Genomic DNA, 23,278 nt, shown 5'->3' with positions numbered 1-23,278 from the left:
ACTCCTAAGTATTGATGATAGATAAATTAAGATATAATTCACTTACATAAAAATGACAGCTTTTTATTTTAAAAAACATAATTAGGGAGCGTCAATAATTTTGTGTAAATAACTCGTCCTTCTGCAAAATAATGGGTTACTCAGTAAACATTGAAGCTAATGTATCCGTCACTTGTTGGAAGCCTTTATGGCTTCTATTTAAGAATTTTTGATTGTATGTATCAAAGATGGATACTAGGAAACGCTCTAGTGATTCTTCATTTTGAAACTGCTCTTTTCTGCGGCTGTATTTCTTGATTTGTTTATTGAAAGATTCGATTAAATTAGTTGAGTAAATGCTTCGGCGGATACCAGGCGGAAACTCATAAAAAGTCAATAAATCTTGATTTTTTATCAGTGACTGCGTCACTTTAGGATAAGTTTTCTGCCACTTCTCAATCATACTCCCTAAAAAGGTATTTGCCTCTTCCTTTGAGCTAGCTTGATAAACAGCCTTAAAATCATCACAGATTTCTTTTCGATCTTTGACACGTACTTTATGAGCAATATTACGGGAAACGTGAACACAGCAATGTTGGTATTTAGCTTTAGGATAAATCTGGTGAATCGTATCTTTCATGCCTTTTAAGCCATCGGTAATAAACAGTAAGACATCATGAACCCCTCTGGAGTAAATGTCCTGTAACAACTCATTCCAAACGTAGGTCGATTCAGTCGGGGCAATCGCATAACTTAGTACTTCTTTAGTGCCGTCTTCTCGTATACCAATGGCAATATAGATTGCTTCTTTGGAGACGGTTTGCCGTTTTAAAGGAATATAAGTAGCATCCATGAAAATAGCGACATACTTATCATTTAGAGTTCTAACTTTAAATGCATTTACTTCTTCAGTCAGCACTTTAGTCATGTTGGACATGGTTTGGGGCGTGTAGTGATGCCCATACATTTTCTCAATCAAGTCTGCGATTTCCGACATGGTAATACCTTTTCGGAAGAGGTGAATGACGGTCTCCTCTAAGGTATCATTCGTCCGTCTATAAGCAGGAACAGTCTGTTGCTTGAACTCGCCGTTGCGGTCGCGCGGAATCTGGAGATGAAGTTCCCCGTACTCGGTCTTGACCGTACGGTCATAGGAGCCGTTACGAGAATTACCCGTGTTAAAACCAATGCGATCGTACTTTTCGTAATCGAGGAAAGCCGTTAACTCCGTTTTGAGAAGCGTATTGACAGCTTTTTCCAAATGGACACGGAATAATTCATTCAAATCGCCTTTGTTCGCTAGAGTCTTTAGAATTTCTGTAGTAAAATCGTTCATATGGAAGTCCTCTTTTCTGTGAATGTGTTGTGGTAACTCTATTCTACAGAAGGGACTTCCTTTTTTCTATTTACACAAAATATTTTACACTCTCCATAATTAAACTAATATATTCACAGAAATATTTATAAACAAGTTTTCCCTATATAATCATACCACAAACTGTTTTCTTGACTAGGGCAATTTACGATTTAAAAGTAAATAAAACATTAATAAGATAACAATTAATTGATTTCATTTTTATTTCCTTAATTTTCATAGTTGTTTTTAAAAGTTACACAAAAAATAAAATAACAAAAAAATTAACATTGAATTAATAATAGTTATTTATATTTATAACAAATAAACCAGAGAAATAGCCTATTTTGTGCCTGTTCTCTGGTTTATTTACATATTAGAAATTATTTTGTGATGATTTGATCTAAACTTGCTAGTGACAAAGCCATGGCAGCAATTTGATTTAATTGCGTTAATCGGTTCTTACGTACTGCTGGTTCTTCTGCCATGACCATCGTCTGATCAAAATAATTTTCGATCAGTGGGCGAAGGCTTACAAGCTGATCATAATTTTCGTTGATCGTTTGGTCAGCAAAGCTTGTTTTCATTCCCTCTACTGCTTTGTACAGTTCTTTCTCCGCTTCGTTTTCGAACAGTTCAGGGTCTACTTCTGATTGTTTTTCAAGCTCCGCTTTTTTCGCTAAGTTCACGACACGTGTCAAAGCTTCCATCGATGGTTTGAAGTCTTCATCTGCAAGATGCTGCTTGAACAATTGTGCTGCTGCAAATACTTTTGTCAGATCTTTTTGTTCTGCGTTCAAAACAGCTTCGATGACATCATGACGAATATTCTTCGTTGTCAATAATTGGCGCAGACGGCCTTTGATAAAGTCGATCACCTGTTGTTGTCCCGCTGACAAGCCAATGCCAAAACGATCCGCATCTTTACTGATAACTTCACTAATCGTTTCTTGCAGAACAGATAAAGGAAAGGCCCATTTTTTCGATTCGATGATTCGAACGACACCATATGCTTGACGGCGCAAAGCATATGGATCGTTTGAGCCACTTGGGATCATCCCAACTGCAAAGAAAGAAAAGATACTATCTAATTTATCAGCAATCGCTAAAACAGAACCTACTGTAGTCTCAGGTAGATCTCCTTCACTGGATATAGGCATGTAATGTTCACGGATTGCTGTTGCTACGGCTGGTTTCTCGCCTTTAAGCAGAGCATATTTTTCTCCCATGATCCCTTGTAGTTCAGGGAATTCTCCTACCATGTTGGTTACTAGATCAAATTTATAGATTTCAGCAGCGCGTTGCAGATCCATCAATTCTTCCTCAGATAGTCTTACTTGCTCGCCTATGATGCGGGCGATGACTTGTACCCGTTGCATTTTCTCGTAGATGCTACCGATTTTTTCATGGAAAGTAACAGTTTTTAATTTTTCAACGTATTGGTCGATTGAAGCTTTCTTGTCTTCATTATAAAAGAATTCCGCATCTTCCAAACGAGCAGTCAATACTTTTTGATTGCCTCGTACCACATTTTCCAATTTTACCCGATCGCCATTACGAGCAGAAATAAAATGAGGAAGCAACATACCTTGATCGTTCCGTACTTCGAAATAACGTTGATGTTCTTTCATAGAAGTGACTAGTACTTCTTCAGGAACAGATAGATATTTTTCTTCGAAGTCGCCAGAAAAGACAGTTGGATATTCGACTAGATTGTTGACTTCTTCTAGTAAATCTTCGTCTAGATCAATGATCCAGTGATTTTTTTCTGCTAATTCGTTTGCTTGTGTGATGATCATTTCTTTTCTTTTTTGTGGTGAAGCAATAACAAATTGTTCATTTAATTTTTCTTCGTATTCTTTTGCATGCGCAAATGTCACATCTTCGCCTAAGAAACGATGACCTCTTGAAGCTCTGTCTGTTTTGATATCCAAGATCTCAAACGGGATTATTTCGCCATCTAACAATGCCACAATCCAGTGAATAGGGCGGATATATTCAAAATCGTATTCTGCCCAGTGCATCGTTACTGGGAAAGTGAGGCTTTTAATGACATCTGCTAAACCTGTCAATACTTCTTTTGCTTCTTTGCCGTGAGTGTATTTCGTTACATAGACATATTCCACGCCTTTTAATTCTCTAAAAGTGATAGCATCTGTCGTCAGACCTTGTCCGCGGACAAATCCTTCCGCTGCTTTCGTCCAGTTTCCATCTGCGTCCAAAGCAATTTTTTTGGCTGGTCCTTTGACTTCTTCTTCACTGTCTGCTTGACGTTCTGGAATGTTTGTTACTTTGATTGCTAAACGGCGCGGTGTAGAAAATGTTTCAATCGTATCATAAGTCAATTGGTTTTCATCTAAAAATTTTGCTGTTTTTTCTTCTAATTGTTTCATGCTTGGTGTGACAACATGAGCAGGCATTTCTTCCAGCCCGATTTCAAGTAATAAGTCTTTTGCCATCTTATTCAGCCTCCTTCATGTTTTCTGGATTTGCTGTGTTTTTATTCAATAAAGGGAATCCTAATTTTTCGCGTTCTGCCACAAAGATTTTGGCTGCAGCACGAGCCATGTTGCGGATACGGGAAAGATAACCTGCACGCTCTGTTACGGATACTGCACCGCGAGCATCTAATAAATTGAATGTATGACTACATTTCAAAATATAATCATACGCTGGATGAACAAGATTTTCATCGATACAGCGTTTAGCTTCTTTTTCAAAACGGTCAAAGTTGCTTAGTAGCAAGTCTTGGTCGCTTACTTCAAAAGAATATTTGGAATGTTCATATTCTGGTTGTTTGAAGATCTCGCCATATTTCACACCATCAGCCCATTCCAGATCATAGACACTTTCAACTTCTTGAATATATGAAGCAAGACGTTCTAGTCCATAAGTGATCTCAGAAGTAACTGGTTTACAAGGTAGTCCTCCGACTTGCTGGAAGTACGTGAATTGTGTGATCTCCATCCCATCAAGCCATACTTCCCAACCCACACCGGCACACCCCATCGATGGGTTCTCCCAGTTGTCTTCAACAAAACGAATATCGTGTTCTAATGGATCAATTCCTAAAAGACGCAAGCTTTCTAAATAAAGCTCTTGGATATTTTCAGGTGAAGGTTTCATTACGACTTGAAATTGATGATGCTGATACAAACGGTTTGGGTTTTCTCCATAACGCCCGTCAGCTGGTCGGCGGGATGGCTCTACATAAGCAGCATTCCATGGTTCCGGTCCGATTGCCCGTAAGAATGTATATGGGCTCATCGTACCTGCTCCTTTTTCTGTATCATAAGCTTGCATCAGCATGCAGCCGTTTGATGACCAAAATTTTTGTAATGTTAAAATCATATCTTGGACGGTCAATTTTTTACTCATCTGTTTTGCCCCTTTCAATTTTTAAGCGTTGCTGTCAATAAGAATACAGGAAAGAAAACGACAAAAAGTCCCTATGTCTGATTACAGACATAGGGACGAATAATTTCGCGGTTCCACCCTACTTCCGAATAAAGATTCGGCAGCTTCATTTATCGTACTCGCAAGTGCCTCTTCAAAAATCGTTTGGGTCCGGCTTCCACTCTCCCGAACTCGCTAAACCACGTGTTTTTTACTGATCTTGGTCAATGTACGTATTCATTTTGCAGTTTTCTTGTTTGTATAATAGATCCTCTCAGTGAACGATCTATTTAATCTACGGTTAATAATAGACGGAAGTCCCTGTATTTGTCAAATAGTTTCGATTTTTTTGTTGTATCTTTCATTTATTCTTCTTTTTCAGGTATCTCTTTTTCAGGCATATTTTTCTCTGGCGTCTTTAATACGTGTGCCCAAGACTTCATTTGATCAATGAACTTTTTGCTTTTTAGATGAATACCGACATATTCATCATACAACTGGTCAATGAGGTCACGAATTGCCTGCTTCGTTTCTTCTTTCAAGTGGATTCCACTGATCTTATCATAAGAAATAGCCGAAAACATTCGAACGAAATAAACAGCGCGAGGATCTGCATGATAACGGTGTTCGTCCATTGGCCAGTGTTTCTCGCATATCACACCGCCATATTTGGAAGAATAGTCAAATTTTCCTTTTGTTTCCCCGCATACGACACAGTGCGTCCAAATTGGCGCGATTCCGAAGCGTTGCAGTATTTGAACTTCAAAGATATTCGTGATGATTTCTGCATCATCTCCTTGGTCCATCCGCTGCAGAGCTTGTTGCGTAAATTGGAATAAATGCGGGTCATATTGATGATCTTCGATTGCTGCATCTACTAGATTTAGCAAATACGTACCATAACCGCTCAAAAAGATATCTTCTTGGATGTTCCGAAACGCATGGACGTCTTTGACACTGCTTAAAAACGACAAACCTTCACTTCGAAAATTACCGATATAGACTGCTTCGGTAAAGGGGAGCAAAGCCGGAGCTAATGGCTGATTTTGCCGATGGATTCCTTTGATATAAAACATCATTTTGCCAGAAGATTCCGTAAAGATTTTGACTAATTTATCTTTTTCTTTGTAATTACGGCTAGATAAAATCAAGCCTTTCGATTCTGCAAGCTGGCTCATATTCTCCCTCCTAAAAAATAAATCTGGAAAAGCAGATTCTGCCGATCCAGATTATTTATGTTACGATCTTCCGCCGTTTTTCTCAACGTGCGGATTTTTATCCAGTTTATTTCTATACTTAATCTATAAGAAGTTCAGAATATCAGTATTCGTCTTTTCGGTAGCCAAAGTCTTGCAGATAGACTTTTTTGTCTCGCCAGTCTTTTTGGACTTTGACCCAAAGTTCTAGAAATACTTTGTCTCCTAAAAGATTTTCGATATCCTTTCTTGCTTTCGTTCCTACTTGCTTCAGCATTTTTCCGCCTTTGCCGATAATGATTCCTTTTTGGCTATCTCTTTCGACGATGATCGTGGCCTGGATATGGATTTTATCATTCTCGTTTCGCTTCATCGAATCAACAACGACTGCGACAGAATGAGGCACTTCGTCTCGTGTTAAAAACAAGACTTTCTCACGGATCAATTCAGAAACGATAAAGTATTCAGGATGATCAGTCACTTGATCATCTGGAAAATATTGTGGGCCCTCTGGCATTTCACTGACTAATACATCCATTAAGCGTTCGACATTGTTTCCTTCTGTAGCAGAGATCGGAATCACTTGTGCAAAAGGCATCTGCGTCGAATAATCTTCGATGATTCCCAGCAACTCGTCTGGATGGATCTTATCGATTTTATTGATAATCAGATAAACAGGAGAATGCACGTTTTTTAGACGTTCAATAATAAAATCGTCTCCCCGGCCGCGTTTTTGATCAGCACTGATCATAAATAAGACTGCATCCACTTCTTTCAACGCACTGTAAGCTGCTTCTACCATAAAATCTCCTAGACGATGCTTTGGTTTATGGATTCCTGGTGTATCTATAAAAATCAGCTGAGCTTCTGGTGTAGTATATACTCCTTGGATTTTATTTCTAGTTGTCTGTGCCTTGTCACTCATAATGGCAATTTTTTGACCCACGATTCGGTTCAATAATGTGGATTTTCCTACATTCGGGCGGCCGACGATTGCGACAAACCCTGATTTATGTTCTGGCATATACGTTCTCCTTTTTAATTAAACAACAAATGATATATTTTAGGGACAAATAAAATCAACCCAATGATGACAGCAAAACAAGCGGTCACTAAAACTGCTCCAGCTGCCATATCTTTGATTTTTTTCCCAATCGGATGAAAATGAAAATCCGTAAACATGTCCACTACATTTTCAAAAACAGTATTGATGATCTCTACTATCCAAACGAGAAAAACAGCTAAAAGCAGCCATAACCACTCTATCCGATCAAGTTGGAAAATCACGCCCATAAATAAAGCAAGGATACCGAACGCAACATGTTTCCTCATATTGCGTTCTTCGTCAAAAACGGTTTTGACTCCTTGGACAGCAAATTCCACGGACATCAGGAAATGTTTGTTTTTCTCTACGTTTTTATCTTTTGAGTCCATAGGCATCCAAGATCTCTTTCTGTAAACCAAACATTTCTTTCTCATCTTCTGGTGTCATATGGTCATACCCGTTGATATGCAAGAATCCATGTACCGCTAAAAAGCCAAGTTCCCGATCATATGAATGGCCGTAAGCTTCTGCTTGTTCAGCAGCACGTTCAATAGAGATCATGATGTCTCCTAGTACACGAGGCAATGGATTCTCTCCATCTTCAAAAATCACTGGGATTTCGTCTTCGCCTTCTTCTTCCAGAGCAAAACTGATGACGTCTGTCGGTGCATCTTTTCCACGGTAATCACGATTGATTACTTGGATTGCCGCATTGTCCATGAAAGTAACAGACATTTCTGTTTCCTCTGGCAGCTTTAAATAAGATGCTGCAAATTGCAGCAAGTCATCGATTTCTTTCATTTTCTCTTCTGAGACTTGGTTTGTTTCATCCATAAAGGTAATATCCATTATACATCGCTTCTTTCTATTCTTCTTGTTCTTCCTTTATCTTCTCAACTTCTGTTTTCATTTTAGGATATTTGATCCGAGAATGGAAGGTGCTACTTAAACCGCTGATCAATGATTTTTCCACTTTTCGGATTTCTTTCAAGGTCAGTCCACTATCGTCTAATTGACCATCGGAAATACGCTCTTCGATAAGATTATGGACAAAACTTTCGATTTTTTCGCTCGTCGGATGATCCATTGCCCGTACTGCAGCCTCACAACTGTCAGCAATATTGACGATCCCTGCTTCACGACTTTGCGGTTTTGGTCCAGGATAACGGAATTGCTCTTCTGTTACTTCCGGATTGCGTTCTTTCGCTTTGATGTAGAAATAACGCATTAGCGTGGTTCCATGATGCTGTTTGCAAATATCGATCACCATTTGCGGCATATTATAATCTTCCAATATTTTGGCTCCATCTGTCACATGTCCAAAGATAATATGTTTACTGTCTTCTGGCAATAAGAAATTGTGCGGGTTTTCCGCTCCTGAAGGCAAGTTCTCAACGAAAAAGCTAGCATGTTTGATCTTGCCGATATCATGATAATAGCAAGCTACTCGAGTTAGCAAAGAACGTCCGCCGATTTCTGCTACAGCGTTAGCACTTAGATTAGCTACCATCATACTATGATGATAAGTACCTGGCGCTTCTTCCAGCAACTGTTTCAATAAAGGATGATTTGGATTGCTGAGTTCATTTAATACAATTACACTGTCATCATTGACCATCAATTCAATATATGGGTGTAGACCGATCGTCAGCAAGAATGAGAAGAGTGCACCAGTGAACCCGCATACGAGCATTAACCAAGTCGTTGCATCACCAAAGCTCATTCCTTGATAGACGATCAAAATGACATCCATCATCACAGGAAAAATAATGACCCACATGGCAGCAGATAATCCTTGTTCTGAGATCCGTTTGCGTCTGACAATCGTTGCCATGAGCCCAGAGAAAACATAAGACATCAAGATAATCGTTAGAAAGTTCGTGCCAATCGAATCATAAAAAATGAAAAGTGCGGATACTGCTTGGAAAATACCAGCCATGATCCCTGCTCTTCGATTCAAGAAAAAGCTTAAAACAAGTGGTGCAAAAGCAGCGGGATAAAATAGCGGGATATAAGTAGCTTGTTCCGTTTGGAATAATTGGAAAAATTTCATCAGCACTATGCTGACTGACATAGCTGTCACATAGAAAAGCACGTATTTTGTTCTTTCTCCTGCATTTTGGAATTGAAGTGAATTATAAATCAGTACGCCGATTTGAAGCAAAACAGCTAAAACCATGGCAATTAGCGGAAAAATCGAAGTTGTTTGATTAGTCAGTCCTAGTAATTCCAATTTTTTCATAGCTGAAGCATCAATTTGATTACCTTCACGAACAATGATTTCTCCTTGGAAGATCATCACTGGTTGTACAGCTTCTCGTGCGGATTGTTTCAATTCTTCTGTCTTTTTCTCATTCAATACGTCATTCACTACGATACCTTGATCCACTAAGTAGCGAATCATTTGTTGTTGTGCTGGTGTGACATTCAAATATTGGATTTGCTCTTCTGCTTCTTGTTTAAAAGCTTCCAATTCGCTTTCACGAACTTGTTTGCTCATCTGTTCGTCAATGAGCTTCAGACTCTCATCCCTCACAGTATGAATCTCAGTTTCAGTCATTTCAAATATCGTCGAATAAAAATTGTTCGGTAGTTTTTGATAAAACGCAACATTTTCTGCATTCACATTTTCAAAATTTTTCTTCAGCGCGGCGATCCGCTCTTCTGTAGTAGGCTTTGGGATATTTTCATCTTCCTTTGCCTTATCAATCTTTTCGTCATAAGATTTGTTGATGGCATCATTCGTCTTATCGATCAATTCAAATAGTTGCTTGATCCGATTGTTCTGGTCATCTGCAAGATCTTTTTGGTAAGTGTATTCTGGAGTGACTGCTTCTGCTGCCAGTTTTCTTTTTTGTTCGGTTTCTTCCGTGTTCTCGATCGTTTTGTTCGCACGGATACTTTCTTCTGCTACTTGGCCTTCTCTGAAATCATTGGCCTTTTGTTTGACACTACTAAATGTAACGCCGCAGATAATGATAAAAAACAAGAACAGCAGGAAAGGCAATGCTGCCTTTCCAAGTTTTTCTTGTAGTTTCTGCAGTGTTTTATTCAACATGTGCTTATCCTCCTAAGCAAAGCTTATTCTTGATGGAGATCTGCCTTTTCATAAGCTTTGATGATTTCGGCAACTACAGGGTGCCGAACAACGTCACTTGCTTCAAAATTAACAAAATCGATTTTCTTGATTTGCTTTAATGTTCGTTCTGCATGAACAAGACCACTTGTCGTCCCTCGAGGCAAGTCTATCTGACTTGTATCCCCATTGACAATCATTTTTGATTGATAACCGAGACGGGTCAAGAACATTTTCATCTGAGCGACTGTCGTGTTTTGTGCTTCGTCCAAGATAACGAATGCATCATCCAATGTTCGCCCCCGCATGTAAGCTAAAGGTGCGATTTCGATTACGCCTCGTTCCATCAATCGGTTCGTATGATCCAATCCAAAAATTTGGTATAAAGCATCATAAACAGGCCGCAGATAAGGATCCACTTTTTCTTTCAGATCCCCAGGAAGAAAGCCTAGATTTTCCCCTGCTTCCACAGCAGGCCGCGTCAAAATGATTTTTTGCACTTCACCTTTTTTCAAGGCAGCGATTGCTAATACTACGGCAAGAAACGTTTTTCCTGTCCCGGCTGGTCCTACGCCAAATACGATATCATGTTTGGCTACCGATTCAACATATTTCTTTTGGCCGCTGTTTTTTACCCGTATAGGTTTTCCATTACGGTCTTTGACGATCTCTTCCTCATACATCTCAACAAAATAATCTAATGTACCTTTTTGCCCCATTTTCAGTGCCGTCACGACATCTGGTGTACTTACATGGATTCCTCGTTTGATCAATTCCTGCAATGTCCGAATGACTGAGGCAGCCAAGGAAATCTGGGATTGTTCACCAATGATCTGAATGATTTCTCCACGTGTATGGATGGTTGTTTCTGTTGTTTCTTCAATCAGTTTTATATGCTTGTCGTGTGCACCTAAAAGCATGCTGACATCATCAGCAGCTGTCAATCTAATCTCTAAAGAACTAGACTCTTCCGTCAAAAATAGACATCCCCTTTTTTTCGATTCATTCTTTCCTATTTTACCATACTCAGAAGAAACTATATAGCAAATAAGAAAAGGTTGTAAAAGAGGCTCTTAACCATACGTACCAAGAAACGTTAAAAAATAGCCGTTTCCATTCGCTAAAGGTCTCGTTTTGATAAAAAGAAGCTGAGAATGTAAGTTATATGAAAGTGGAGAACAAAATATTCCGTTTCATTCAGCAGGTATTCTCTAGGTATTTTTCTTGTTTCAAAAAAAGAAAACAAAATAGTTAAAATATTCTTGCATTTCAAAAAAAACAGGTGTATTATTACGTCAACAAATAAACATACAGCAAAGCGTCGAGGAAAACAGTAGGCTATTCAACGATTTATTCCCAGTGAGTCATGTAAGTGAGAAATGACAATAAATCGAATAGACGAACATCATTTCCGAGTCAATGTCGAAAACGTAGATCATTGTGGCTGCCTCCATTATCAGGCTAGCGGATAACTTTAGCAAAAAGCGTCCGTGAATGAAGAAGCTTTTTTAAGCGAAAAAAGGTGGTACCGTTCTAGAATCTAGAGCCCTTTTCCCAAGTGGAAAAGGGCTTTTTTTTATATTTTAAGGTGGTGGTTTTCATGGAATCTGATATTAGTGGCATTACTAATTGCTGCAACGTTTATATCGTCAATCAAAATGATAATTATTGGAGGAAAAATTTATGGAAGAAACAAAAACTTATTCATGGAAACAACTATTGATGGTCAGTTCACTTATCTTCGGGATGTTTTTCGGGTCAGGTAATCTAATCTTTCCTGTCCACTTAGGTCAAATGGCTGGCGCAAACTGGGTCAGTGCTGGCGTAGGATTTGCCATCTCAGGCGCTCTTTTCCCATTACTAGCTATCTTAGCTGTAGTAGTGACAAAAAGTGATGGTCTGTATGACTTAGCTAAACCTGTCGGAAAATGGTATGCTGCCTTGTTCTTAATCCTTGTTCATTTGACGATCGGACCATTTTTCGGTACACCACGGACAGCTGCTACTGCTTTTGAAATGGCTGCTAAACCATTTTTGCCTGAAAAATATAATTCATTAGGTATGTTTTTATTCTCTGCTCTTTTCTTTTTACTTGCTTATTTCCTTACTGTCCATCCCACACGGTTGGTCAAATACGTCGGAAAGTATCTAAACTCCTTGTTTCTTGCATTATTAGCAATCATTTTTGTCGTTTCTTTATTCCACCCAATGGGAAATCTAAATCAATCTGCTGCAGATACTTACCAAACAAACGCTTTAACAAATGGTGTCCTAGAAGGTTATAACACGGTTGATGCAGTAGCCTTGCTTGCCTTAAGTGTCACTTTTGTCCATGCAGTCCGTGACCTTGGTTTCAAAGATAAAAAAGTCACAGAATTAACAGCAAAAGCTGGTAGCCTGAGCGTTGCGCTAGAAGTCATGATCTATTTTGGACTTGTTCTTCTCGGTGCGATGAGTTTGAATAAGATGTCTTTATCAGAAAATGGCGGAACTGCACTTTCTCAGATCACTAATTTTTATTTAGGTAACTTCGGCGCTAGCTTCTTAGGAGTGATGGTCACATTAGGTGTCTTCACTACCGCTATGGGACTCGTTGTTTCTTTTGCACAAGATTTCCATAAACTGTTCCCTAAAGTCAGTTATATGACATGGCTGCGGTTAACGACTTTCGTCTCTTTTGTCGTTGCAAATGCTGGTTTGGACAATATCATCCAATGGTCTTTACCAGTGTTGATGCTTTTGTATCCATTGTCGCTTGCGTTGATCTTGCTTTCCTTAACAGCAAAATTTTTCCAAAAGACACCATTTGTCTATCAAGTAACGATGTTGTTTGCTGCTGTTCCCGCCGTATTGGATATGCTGGCAAATTCGCCTGCTTTAGTGAGTCAACAAAGAGTTGTAGCAAGCATGCTCGAATTTTATCATCATCACGTTCCTTTTGCTGCATTAGGACTTGGCTGGATGGTCCCAACGTTACTTGGTTACGCTGGCAGCTTACTCTTCTATTACGCCTATCGCCTATCAGGGTATAAACAAGAAGCAAATGAACTACCAGAAGAATAACCAGATCAAACACAATTTAACATAAGAAATATTAAACAGGAAAAAACCAGCTAGATGAAAGAATCCTATTCTTTTGTCTAGCTATTTTTTAGAGGCTCTATACTTTTTGATGTTGGTGGATGACACCAGCATCTTTTTTATTTTCCAAAACATATAGAAAAGACACCTTGAAATCCTTTAGAATTAATTTGGCGAACCAACCCAAAAGGAGGAATCAAGATGTCTTACACTCACCTTATCAAAGAAACATTAGATATTCTAGACTTATCAGTTACTTTTAACGAAAATTGTCTCACAAAAGAAAAATACAAAGGGCAAATCTGTCATATTTATCGTGGAAACTTGATTTATACAGCCCAAGAATGCATCCACTGTAAACACCAGATTGCTTCAGATATTGTGCGTTGGGGTACAACAACCGTCCGGTTGTTAATGAACGATGTTTCTGAATACCGTACCTACCTCGAATTGAAAAAGCAACGCTTCAAATGCAAAGCTTGTCAGCGGACCTTTGTCGCAGATACTTCTGTTGCGAAAAAACATTGTTTCATCAGTGAGAAAGTCCGCTGGTCTGTCGTGACTCGTCTGAAAAAAAATACCTCAATGACAGAGATCGCCGCTCAGAAAAATCTATCGGTCTCTTCTGTTTACCGTATTATGAAGCGATTTTATCGTCCGTTGAATCCTTTTCGGACACCGTTACCTAAGGTACTTTGTTTTGATGAATTCAAATCAGTTCGGGGTGTTTCAGGTGCTATGAGTTTCATCATGATGGATGGACAAACACAGCGCTTATTGGACATTGTCGAGAACCGACAACTGCCTTTTTTAAAACGTTATTTTAGTCATTTTTCACGAGAAATTCGTGAAGCGGTCGAATGGATCGTGATTGATATGTACGCTCCTTATGTATCGCTCGTTAAAAAGCTGTTTCCAAAAGCACAGCTGATTATTGACCGGTTTCACATCGTCCAACATATTGGTCGTACCTTTCGCAATCATCGAATCAAAGAAACGAACCAACTATTAAAAAGCAAAGAACAAAAACACTATCAATTAGGTAAGCAATTAAAAAGATACTGGAAACTTCTTCAAAAAGATGAACGCAAGCTTGATTATACTCGACGCCTTTGGCGACCTGGCTTCAAAGCTCATTTAACAGAGACCGATATTGTGGATCGCTTACTGAAAGGGAGCCCTGCTTTGCGTGTAGGCTATCAGTTATATCAAGACTTTCTTTACGCTGTAAAGGAACGAGACTACGTATCGTTTGAAGAACTACTTACCAATAATATCATGCTTCCCGAAGGCTATCAGACGACCTTGAGAACGTTCCAGAAATTTCTGCCACAAATCAAAAATGCTTTACAACAAAGTTATTCAAATGGCCCACTTGAATGTCTGAACAACCATATCAAAGTGTTAAAACGAAATGCATATGGCTTTCGTAGCTTTTATAATTTCAAATTGCGCATCATAATTCGTCATGGCAACGCATTGATTTTCAACTAAAAAAGATCAAGAGGAACTGATCCACTTGATCTCCAATTATTCTAAGATTTCTCTTTACCAACATCATTTGACAAAGAGCCTTTTTAGATTTCTTTTTTACGAGCACAAAAAAACTGCGGACAATGATTGTCCGCAGTTTAAATGATAAAATTAAGATTGTAATAGTTCTTTCACAATGGCATTTACTTGGTTTCCATCTGCTTTTCCTTTGACTTTAGGCATGATCGCACCCATGACTTTGCCAAATTCTTTCATTGATGAAGCACCAGTTTGTGTGATTGCTTCTTGAACAAGTTGTCGAATTTCTTCGTCGGAAAGTTGTTCCGGCATGTATTTTTCGACTATCACAATTTCACTTTTTACTTTTTCAGCTAAATCGTCACGTCCTGCTTCTTCAAACTCATGCAAAGAATCACGTCGCTGTTTCATTTCGCGAGACAACACCGTTAATTCTTCTTCTTCTGTCAAGTCGTGACCTTCTTTAATCTGCTCGTTTTGTATAGATGACTTGATCATTCGGATGACTTGTAAAGATTCCTTATCTTTCGCTTTCATCGCTGTTTTCATGTCATCGTTTAATCTACTTAGTAGTGACACACTACCAACTCCAATTCATCACAGAACTAGAATTTTTTGCGTTTTCTAGCTGCTTCAGATTTTTTCTTGCGTCTTACACTTGGTTTTTCGTAGAATTCACGTTTACGAGATTCTTGTAAAGTACCCGCTTTTGACACGGAACGTTTGAAGCGACGAAGAGCATCGTCAAGTGATTCGTTTTTGCGAACGACTGTTTTTGACATGTTAATTCCCTCCCTCCGAGCTTAAAAAGTAACCGTAATTGTTATTGAAATATATCTCAAAAAACAAGACTGTCCTGTGAATATTATATCTAATGCTGTTTTGACCGTCAAGGAAATCTTGCTTTTTTTTAAAATTATCAAATGTTATTTTATTTAAATCCTTATTGACAATTTTCACATCTTCCGAAAATCTCGAATCTATGCCCTTCGATCGTACATCCACCGAGCTGTTCTTCGAAATAATTCATTGGACACATATGGATTTCTTTCGTTGTTCCGCACACCGTACAGATAAAGTGATGGTGATGGCCGATTTCCCCTTGACAGCAATGAAAACGAAACTTCATTTCTCCATTTAAATCGGTTTCTTCCAGTAAATCGATCTCTGCAAAATCATGGAGATTCCGGTAAATCGTATCATAACTTACCCCTTTGAATTCCTGATTCATATAGTCAAAAACTTCTTTAGCAGATACGTAGCGGTTACGCTTCACTAAATAAGTTAACAATGCTTCTCTTTTTTTAGTATATTTAAAACCGTTATTTTTCAATGTTTCTAATGTTTGTTCGATCAATGTCTGTTTTTTCATGACTTATTCCTCCAAATCAAAATGATTACGAAGTACGCATTCTAGAGTATGGTATAATAAACATAAAAAAAATGCAAGTGAGGTTTTATCCATGACTTCCGATTCTACAGAAATCGTTACTTTTTTTGTCATCTCCGACTCTGCTGGAGAAACTGCGACAAAACTAGCGCAAGCTACTATGGCTCAGTATCCTACCGTTGAGTTCAACCTATTCCGCAGAACGTTCGTGACAGATGAAAAAACATTAAGGCAGGCATTGCAAGATGCATTAGAAGAAAAAGCACTTGTCCTGCATACATTAATCAATCAAGAACTGATCGAGATAACACGTTCTTTTTGTGAAGAACATCAATTATTTAGTTTTGATGTGATGACGCCACCGATATCAGAAATTGAACGTTTAACTGGTATCAAGCCAATTCGGCAACCTGGTGCCCTCCATTTATTGAATGAGAACTATTTCAAACGGATCAAAGCAATGGAATTTGCTGTAAAATACGATGATGGGAAAGATCCTCGTGGTTTTTTAGAAGCAGATGTCGTTTTGCTAGGCGTATCCCGAACTTCCAAAACGCCTTTGAGCTTGTTTTTAGCTAACAAAAATTTAAAAGTTGCCAATTTACCTTTGATCCCACAAGCACATATTCCCAAACAGCTTTGGGAGATCGATCCTAAAAAAATCGTGGGACTAACGAATAACCCAGATATTTTAAATAATATCCGTAAAGAACGGATGCGCTCTTACGGATTAAACCCTGATACTGCTTATTCCGATATCGAAAAAATTAGAGCTGAACTCGATTTTGCGAATGATCTTTATGAAAAACTAGGATGTGTAGTGATCAATGTAGCATCTTTATCTATTGAAGAAACGGCTTCGCTTATTTTGAATGCTTTAGACCTAGAAGATCATAGTTATTATGGAACTGAAACAACAGAAAAAAGCGATTGATCATTTTTGTCTTTTTCTTAAAAAACACTGGAGTGTGACAACGAAGAAATTTCGTTGTCACACTCCAGTGTTTATCTATTTGCACCTATCGTTATTGATGTTCCACATGTTTGAGTGTCTGGTTCAAAATATCCAGTACATGAGAATCATCAAGACTATACAAAATCGCTTTTCCCTCGCGATGAGACTTGACGACATGATTTTCTCTTAATAAACGTAGTTGATGCGATACAGCAGACTGCTCCATTTCCACTGCTTGGGTGATTGCTGTCACATTTTGTTCCCCGTCTTTCAGATATAGCAGAATTTTAAGACGAGTGGGATCACTCAACATTTTGAATAATTGACTGACTTTCTCTACTTTTGATTTTTGCGTGTCTGGCAATCCATTCACCTCCAACTTGAAAAAAGACTGACTTCTAAAGTTTACCACTTTTTCCATCAGTCTCAAGTTTTTTATTCTTCTGTCATCTTTTTGATAATCGCTTCATAAGAGGCTACTTTTTCGGCTGCGTCTTCTGTAGAGCTTCCTTTTACACCAATATAAAACTTGATTTTCGGCTCAGTTCCTGAAGGGCGGATAGCAATCCAGCCATTTTCTTCCAATGTATATTTCAATACGTCGGATGGCGGTGTTGTGAGTTTTTCTACGTTTCCTTCACGGTCTGTTCTCGTCAATTCTTTAAAGTCTTCTGTTTGAATAACTTTTGCTCCGGCAAATTCTGTCGGTGCTTCTTTACGGAATTTTTCCATCAAAGCAGAGATTTTCGCAGAACCTTCTTGTCCGCTCATTGTCACAGAAATCGTTTTTTCTGCGAAATAGCCATAGGTTTCAAAAATCGTTTGCAAGCCGTCATACAACGTTTTGCCTTGTTTTTTATAGTAAGCTGCTACTTCTGCTAATAAAAGCAATGCTTGGATCGCGTCTTTATCGCGAACAAAAGGTTTAACTAAATAACCATAACTTTCTTCGAATCCAAACATAAAAGTATGTGAATGGTTTTCTTCGAATTGTTGGATTTTTTCAGCAATGAATTTAAACCCTGTCAACACATTGAACATGGTAGCACCGTAGTGTTCCGCAATTGCTGTAGGCAATTCGCTGGAAACGATTGATTTCAATACCGCTGCGTTTTCTGGTAAAGTGCCTCTTGATTGATGTGCTTCCAAAATATATTGAGCAAACAATGCTCCGATTTGGTTCCCAGTCAATACTTCATAAGAACCATCTGGCAAACGAACCGCTGCGCCTAAACGGTCTGCATCAGGATCTGTTGCAATCAGCAAGTCAGCTCCTTCTTTTTCTCCAAGTCGTATAGCATATTCAAAAGCTGAATGTTCTTCTGGATTTGGCGATTTGACCGTAGTGAAATCTGGATCTGCCACAGCTTGTTCGGGAACTAGTACGAATTGTTCGAATCCAGCTTGTTTCAACGCACGTTCGCCCAACATTTTCCCTGTTCCATGAAGTGGCGTGTACACAAGTTTCAAATCTTTCCCCATTGTTTCAACCAATTCACGATCAATCGTCACTGCTTTGATTTCTTCTAGATAAGCAGCGTCCACTTCTTCTCCGATGATCGTGATCAACCCGCTATGTTTAGCTTCTTCGTCAGATAATACTTCGACTTTTAGCGGATTGCTGACTTCACGGACATATTTCGTCAATGCATCTGCGTCTGCAGGAGGCATTTGTCCGCCATCTTCTCCGTAGACTTTATATCCATTGTAAGCCGCTGGGTTGTGAGATGCAGTTACCATGATTCCCGCAAACGTCTTCAAATGACGAACTGCAAAAGAAAGCTCTGGTGTTGGACGCAGACTTTCGAATACATAAGACGGGATATTGTGATGTGCCAGTGTTTTGGCTGCTTCCATTGCAAATTCTGGTGACTGATGGCGTGAGTCATAAGCGATAGCGACACCTCGGCGTTTTGTTTCTTCACCTTGTGTATCCATGAAACGTGCTAGTCCTTCTGTTGCTTGTCTTACCGTATAGATGTTCATTCGATTGATCCCAGGTCCTAAGATTCCCCGCATGCCTGCAGTACCGAATTCCAACGGTGCATAAAAAGCATCTTCAAGTTTTTCAGGATCTTCACCCAGATCATTTAATTGTTTTTTTAAGCTTTCTTCTAAATTTTCTTCATGTACCCATTGTTCATACACTTGTTCCCAAGACATGAAAATAACACCTCTTTCTGAAATATGGTTCTTAATAAGTATAGCATTCACTTATTAGATATGAAAGTATGAGGACCAAAAAACGCTTAAATCAAGAAAGGATTCTTTTATCAAGCATGATTGCAAGTATTCACATAAATCGGATTCAGTGGATTTCACGCGAAAAAAAAAGAGTAAAAGAACAATTGAAACCGTTCTTTCACTCTTTTTAAACTTATGCTGTTGTTTCTTCTAAAGACTCCAAGTATTTATACACTTGTTGTCCAGCAATACCGCCGTCACCAACAGCTGTAGTGATTTGTCGCAAATCTTTTTCACGAACATCTCCGATGGCAAAAACGCCTGGCATATTCGTTTTCATTTCGTTGTCTGTTGGAATCCAGCCAGCTTCGTTCGTCAAACCTGCTTCTCTAAAAGGTGCAGTTAATGGATCCAGTCCAACATAGATGAATACTCCGTCTGCTGCTAAATCAAATTCATTGCCGGTTTTGACATTACGTGCTTTCACACCTGTCACTACCATTTCGTTTCCAACGATTTCGTCAACGACTGTATCCCACATAAAGGAAATTTTTTCATTTGCAAATGCACGGTCTTGGATGATCTTTTGTGCACGTAATTCATCTCTACGGTGGACGATCACTACTTCAGAAGCAAATTGTGTCAAATAGATGGCTTCTTCTACTGCTGAGTCCCCACCCCCGATGACTACTAGACGTTTGTTACGGAAAAACGCACCATCGCAGACTGCACAGTAAGAAACGCCTCGTCCAGCAAATTCTTCCTCGCCAGGTACGCCTAATTTACGGTGGATACAGCCTGTTGCGATAATGACTGTTTTTCCTTCGTAACTTTTATCTTCACAGATGACTTCTTTATGGCTGCCGTGATCCTTGATATCTTGAACGATTCCATAAGCATTTTCTGTCCCAAATCTTGAGACACTTTCATACATCTTATAAGCTAGATCGGGGCCCATGATCGAATCGAATCCAGGATAATTTTCGATTTCTGCCGTATTGTTCATTTGGCCGCCAGGGGCACCTTGTTCGATCATCAATACGGATAAGTTTGAACGTGAAGCATATAAAGCAGCAGTCATCCCAGCTGGACCTGCGCCAATAACGATTACATCATACATATGTAGATTCTCCTTTACTTAATCAAGTAAGCATACTTTACAGCCAATGCGAAAAAAAGTCTATTGTTCTGCTTGCGTTTCTCGAATAGCTTTATTATACTCGAAAAATCCGCTGAAAAACAATAGACTTTTATAAATCATTGATCAATCGTTCGAAAGATTTTCTCCATTTGAATCAATTACTTTTTTATACCAGTTGAATGATTTTTTCTTTGAACGGGCTAATGTGCCATTTCCTTGGTTATCACGATCGACATAAATGAATCCGTACCTTTTCTTCATCTCACCGGTACCAGCTGATACTAAATCAATACATCCCCAAGTCGTATAGCCTAATAGATCGACTCCGTCTAGTTCTACTGCATCCTTCATCGCCTGGATATGCGCTGCCAGGTAATCGATTCGGTAATCATCTTCCACATAACCATTTTCATCTGGCGTATCGACTGCACCTAAGCCGTTTTCTACAATAAATAATGGTTTTTGATAACGATCATAAATATCATTCATCGTTATTCTCAAGCCTAATGGATCAATTTGCCACCCCCATTCACTTGCTTGCAGATATGGATTTTTGACAGAAGCAAAGATATTTCCTGCAGTCTGTTCCAAGAGTTCGTTGTCGGTAGTCGAAACTCGGGAAGAATAATAAGAAAAGGAGATAAAATCAACAGTATGTTCTTTCAGCAATGCGGCATCCCCTGGTTCCATTTCGATATGAATGCCATTTCGTTCCATTTCTTTCAATGCATAAGCTGGGTATTCTCCTCGTGACTGAACATCAATGAAGAAATAATTTTCTCGATCTGATTTTCTAGAAGCCCAAACATCTTCAGGATTGCAAGTGTATGGATAATATGCTCCTGCTGCCAGCATACAGCCTACTTTGTTCTCCGGATCTACTTCATGAGCAATCTTCGTTGCGATGGCACTTGCAACCAACTCATGATGTGCCGCTTGATATTTGATTTGTTCTTCATTTTCTCCTTTTTCAAAATACAGCCCTGCGCCCATGAATGGTGCATGAAGGATCATATTGATCTCATTGAATGTCAGCCAATATTTGACAAGTCCTTTATAGCGATTGAAGATGACTCGACACAGATTTTCATAAAAACCAACGAGTTCTCTGGAACGCCACGCACCATATTCTTTGATCAAATGCATTGGACAATCAAAATGCGTAATCGTCACAAGTGGCTCAATTCCGTGCTTTTGGCATTCTTTAAAGACATCCTCATAAAATTTCAAGCCAGCTTCATTCGGCTCTTTCTCATCCCCCATTGGAAAAATACGACTCCAGGCGATGGACATTCGATAAGTCTTGAACCCCATTTCTGCAAACAAAGCAATATCTTCTTTATAACGATGATACATATCGATTGCAATTTTTGCTGGATAAAAATGGTCCTCATCAAATTCAAACATTTTTTTCTTTCCGGTGATAACAGGAAAACGGTCTTTTCCGATTGGCACAACATCTACGTTTGCTAGTCCGCGTCCACCTTCATCATAACCGCCCTCACATTGATTGGCTGCTGTAGCACCGCCCCATAAAAAATCTTTTCTGAATCCCATTATACTTCCTCCATTATATGTGTATTACTTGATAATTCTCTTGCCAGTTCATCTTGAACTTCGATTCCTTCTTCTTTTAATCGGCCGATTGTTTCCTTGAATTGCGGTAAATACTGCTGGTGTGCAATAAACAACTCATCCATGATCCGTTTTGCTGTCTTTCCTGATCGTATAAGTGGATTGATCGTAAACGCCTGTAAGGCTGTCCCATAATCACCAGTCACAGCTGCTTCGATCGTCAGCAATTCCATATTCTTCATTACCTGCAACCAGCCTCTTTCAGCAGCAGGAAGAGAACCAAACGCTACATTTCTCGCTCCTTGTGCGCCAACATAGGCAGTGACTTCTACAACACAATCTGCCGACAGGTCAGGAACAGCTCCATCATTCTTTGTAGATACAACGATCTGTGTTTCTTTATTTCCATAGATTGAAGTAATCGTTTCACAGGCAGCGTCTGAATAATAAGCGCCACCTCGTTTTTGCAATTGTTCAGGTTTATGGTCTAATTCTGGATCTTTGTATAATTCAAACAGCTCTGCTTCTGTTTCTTTCACTTGCTGCGCTCTTGTACCAATCGTTTGATATTCTTCTAAAGCATGTTCCAGCATTTCTTCTTCACGATAGTAATAGCGGTGGTAGCCACAAGGGATCATGTTCATTTGTTTTAATTGTTCTTTGAAAAACGGGATATCAAAGATATTTTTCGGCAATCCATTGTCTTCATCGTATAAACGATCAATCAATTCTGCCGTGCGGTCATTTCCTTTATTATCTGCTACTTTGTGCCAATGGAAATGATTTAGACCGGCAAACTTGTAGATCAGCTCTTCTTTTTTCTTGCCAAGCATTGCTGGTTCTGTCATCATCGCCATTACTGGCACATTGCATAATCCAATCACTTTATCCCATTTGCCATATCTGATAACTGCTTCTGTCACCATCCCACTTGGGTTCGCGAAATTGATCAGCCAAGCATTTGGACATAAACGCTTCATGTCTTCAACGATTGCCAAGACCACTGGCACGGTACGAAAAGCTTTGAATATCCCGCCAGCACCATTTGTTTCTTGTCCGATCATCCCGTAATAACTAGGGATCCGCTCGTCTTTGATTCGTGCATCTAATTGACCGACACGAAACTGAGTCGTAACAAAATCCGCATCTTTCAATGCTTCTTCCCGATCCAGAGTTGCATAGATCTTGACTTCATACGGAGAAGCATCCCACATACGCTGAGACATCTGACTAACGATCTCAAGCTTTTCTTTTCCTTCTTCTACATCTACGAGCCAGATTTCTCGTATTGGTAATTCCTCATATCTTTTGATAAATCCTTCCATCAACTCGGGGGTGTAACTGCTGCCACCACCAATCGTAGCGATTTTGATTCCTTTTGCCATGTTCTCACT

20 protein-coding genes are annotated in these 23,278 nt (G+C 39.1%); 3 read left to right on the top strand and 17 right to left on the bottom strand.

Annotated elements, in window-relative coordinates; translation table 11 throughout:
- Positions 1 to 136: 136 nt before the first annotated feature.
- From RBL01_RS04030 to RBL01_RS03990, 9 genes are all read right to left on the bottom strand, one after another.
- Positions 137 to 1,315 (bottom strand): IS256-like element ISEfm2 family transposase, encoded by a 1,179-nt coding sequence (locus RBL01_RS04030; RefSeq protein ID WP_002324322.1) that lies wholly within the window; start codon positions 1,313 to 1,315, stop codon positions 137 to 139.
- A 401-nt stretch (positions 1,316 to 1,716) separates the two neighbouring features.
- Positions 1,717 to 3,792: a glycine--tRNA ligase subunit beta gene (gene glyS, locus RBL01_RS04025; RefSeq protein WP_307781034.1), complete on the bottom strand. Its 2,076-nt coding sequence runs from the start codon at positions 3,790 to 3,792 to the stop codon at positions 1,717 to 1,719.
- 1 nt (position 3,793) lies between these two features.
- Positions 3,794 to 4,711, bottom strand: a complete 918-nt coding sequence (glyQ, locus tag RBL01_RS04020) for a glycine--tRNA ligase subunit alpha (RefSeq protein WP_002340165.1) — start codon at positions 4,709 to 4,711, stop codon at positions 3,794 to 3,796.
- A gap of 383 nt (positions 4,712 to 5,094) precedes the next feature.
- Positions 5,095 to 5,907 (bottom strand): DNA repair protein RecO, encoded by an 813-nt coding sequence (gene recO / locus RBL01_RS04015; RefSeq protein WP_002301248.1) that lies wholly within the window; start codon positions 5,905 to 5,907, stop codon positions 5,095 to 5,097.
- A 142-nt stretch (positions 5,908 to 6,049) separates the two neighbouring features.
- Positions 6,050 to 6,949 (bottom strand): GTPase Era, encoded by a 900-nt coding sequence (gene era, locus RBL01_RS04010; protein ID WP_002288753.1) that lies wholly within the window; start codon positions 6,947 to 6,949, stop codon positions 6,050 to 6,052.
- Between the two features lie 14 nt (positions 6,950 to 6,963).
- Positions 6,964 to 7,359, bottom strand: a complete 396-nt coding sequence (locus tag RBL01_RS04005; RefSeq protein WP_307781035.1) for a diacylglycerol kinase family protein — start codon at positions 7,357 to 7,359, stop codon at positions 6,964 to 6,966.
- Positions 7,343 to 7,819 (bottom strand): rRNA maturation RNase YbeY, encoded by a 477-nt coding sequence (gene ybeY / locus RBL01_RS04000; protein WP_002288749.1) that lies wholly within the window; start codon positions 7,817 to 7,819, stop codon positions 7,343 to 7,345. The genes RBL01_RS04005 and ybeY overlap by 17 nt, the downstream gene beginning before the upstream one ends.
- 16 nt (positions 7,820 to 7,835) lie before the next feature.
- A complete protein-coding gene (locus tag RBL01_RS03995; protein ID WP_002296158.1) occupies positions 7,836 to 10,028 on the bottom strand; it encodes an HD family phosphohydrolase in 2,193 nt (730 codons plus the stop codon).
- A gap of 23 nt (positions 10,029 to 10,051) precedes the next feature.
- Positions 10,052 to 11,023: a PhoH family protein gene (locus tag RBL01_RS03990; protein WP_002291698.1), complete on the bottom strand. Its 972-nt coding sequence runs from the start codon at positions 11,021 to 11,023 to the stop codon at positions 10,052 to 10,054.
- 706 nt (positions 11,024 to 11,729) lie between these two features.
- Here RBL01_RS03990 and brnQ point away from each other — a divergent pair.
- On the top strand, positions 11,730 to 13,109 hold the full coding sequence (gene brnQ, locus RBL01_RS03985) for a branched-chain amino acid transport system II carrier protein (protein WP_002291696.1): 1,380 nt from the start codon (positions 11,730 to 11,732) through the stop codon (positions 13,107 to 13,109).
- A gap of 219 nt (positions 13,110 to 13,328) precedes the next feature.
- Positions 13,329 to 14,621 carry an ISL3-like element IS1251 family transposase gene (locus RBL01_RS03980; protein ID WP_410779639.1) on the top strand — a complete coding sequence of 431 codons (1,293 nt, stop codon included), beginning with the start codon at positions 13,329 to 13,331 and terminating at the stop codon, positions 14,619 to 14,621.
- Between the two features lie 150 nt (positions 14,622 to 14,771).
- Here RBL01_RS03980 and RBL01_RS03975 read toward each other — a convergent pair whose 3' ends face one another.
- From RBL01_RS03975 to RBL01_RS03965, 3 genes are all read right to left on the bottom strand, one after another.
- On the bottom strand, positions 14,772 to 15,218 hold the full coding sequence (locus RBL01_RS03975; protein WP_002291695.1) for a GatB/YqeY domain-containing protein: 447 nt from the start codon (positions 15,216 to 15,218) through the stop codon (positions 14,772 to 14,774).
- Positions 15,219 to 15,244: 26 nt separating this feature from the next.
- A complete protein-coding gene (gene rpsU / locus RBL01_RS03970) occupies positions 15,245 to 15,421 on the bottom strand; it encodes a 30S ribosomal protein S21 (RefSeq protein ID WP_002287321.1) in 177 nt (58 codons plus the stop codon).
- A 161-nt stretch (positions 15,422 to 15,582) separates the two neighbouring features.
- Positions 15,583 to 16,011 carry a Fur family transcriptional regulator gene (locus tag RBL01_RS03965; RefSeq protein ID WP_002343631.1) on the bottom strand — a complete coding sequence of 143 codons (429 nt, stop codon included), beginning with the start codon at positions 16,009 to 16,011 and terminating at the stop codon, positions 15,583 to 15,585.
- Positions 16,012 to 16,102: 91 nt separating this feature from the next.
- Here RBL01_RS03965 and RBL01_RS03960 point away from each other — a divergent pair, with 91 nt between their 5' ends.
- A complete protein-coding gene (locus RBL01_RS03960) occupies positions 16,103 to 16,963 on the top strand; it encodes a pyruvate, water dikinase regulatory protein (protein WP_002330063.1) in 861 nt (286 codons plus the stop codon).
- 91 nt (positions 16,964 to 17,054) lie between these two features.
- Here the strand turns inward: RBL01_RS03960 and RBL01_RS03955 are convergent, their stop codons facing one another.
- From RBL01_RS03955 to RBL01_RS03935, 5 genes are all read right to left on the bottom strand, one after another.
- Positions 17,055 to 17,405, bottom strand: coding sequence for an ArsR/SmtB family transcription factor (locus tag RBL01_RS03955; protein ID WP_002321425.1), 351 nt, complete (start codon positions 17,403 to 17,405; stop codon positions 17,055 to 17,057).
- A 14-nt stretch (positions 17,406 to 17,419) separates the two neighbouring features.
- Positions 17,420 to 19,147 (bottom strand): phospho-sugar mutase, encoded by a 1,728-nt coding sequence (locus tag RBL01_RS03950; protein WP_307780836.1) that lies wholly within the window; start codon positions 19,145 to 19,147, stop codon positions 17,420 to 17,422.
- Positions 19,148 to 19,361: 214 nt separating this feature from the next.
- Positions 19,362 to 20,288, bottom strand: a complete 927-nt coding sequence (trxB, locus tag RBL01_RS03945; RefSeq protein ID WP_002296150.1) for a thioredoxin-disulfide reductase — start codon at positions 20,286 to 20,288, stop codon at positions 19,362 to 19,364.
- Positions 20,289 to 20,432: 144 nt separating this feature from the next.
- The gene (locus tag RBL01_RS03940) at positions 20,433 to 21,866 is read right to left on the bottom strand and encodes a 6-phospho-beta-glucosidase (RefSeq protein WP_002334476.1); all 1,434 of its coding nucleotides are present in this window, start codon (positions 21,864 to 21,866) and stop codon (positions 20,433 to 20,435) included.
- Positions 21,866 to 23,269 carry a 6-phospho-beta-glucosidase gene (locus RBL01_RS03935; protein ID WP_002333124.1) on the bottom strand — a complete coding sequence of 468 codons (1,404 nt, stop codon included), beginning with the start codon at positions 23,267 to 23,269 and terminating at the stop codon, positions 21,866 to 21,868. Before RBL01_RS03935 ends, RBL01_RS03940 begins: the two co-directional genes overlap by 1 nt.
- Positions 23,270 to 23,278 lie beyond the last annotated feature (9 nt).

Origin of the sequence: Enterococcus sp. SB12 (assembly GCF_030910025.2) — a bacterium.
GTDB classification, from domain to species: Bacteria; Bacillota; Bacilli; order Lactobacillales; family Enterococcaceae; genus Enterococcus_B; species Enterococcus_B faecium.
This window is presented reverse-complemented; position numbering and strand designations above follow the sequence as displayed.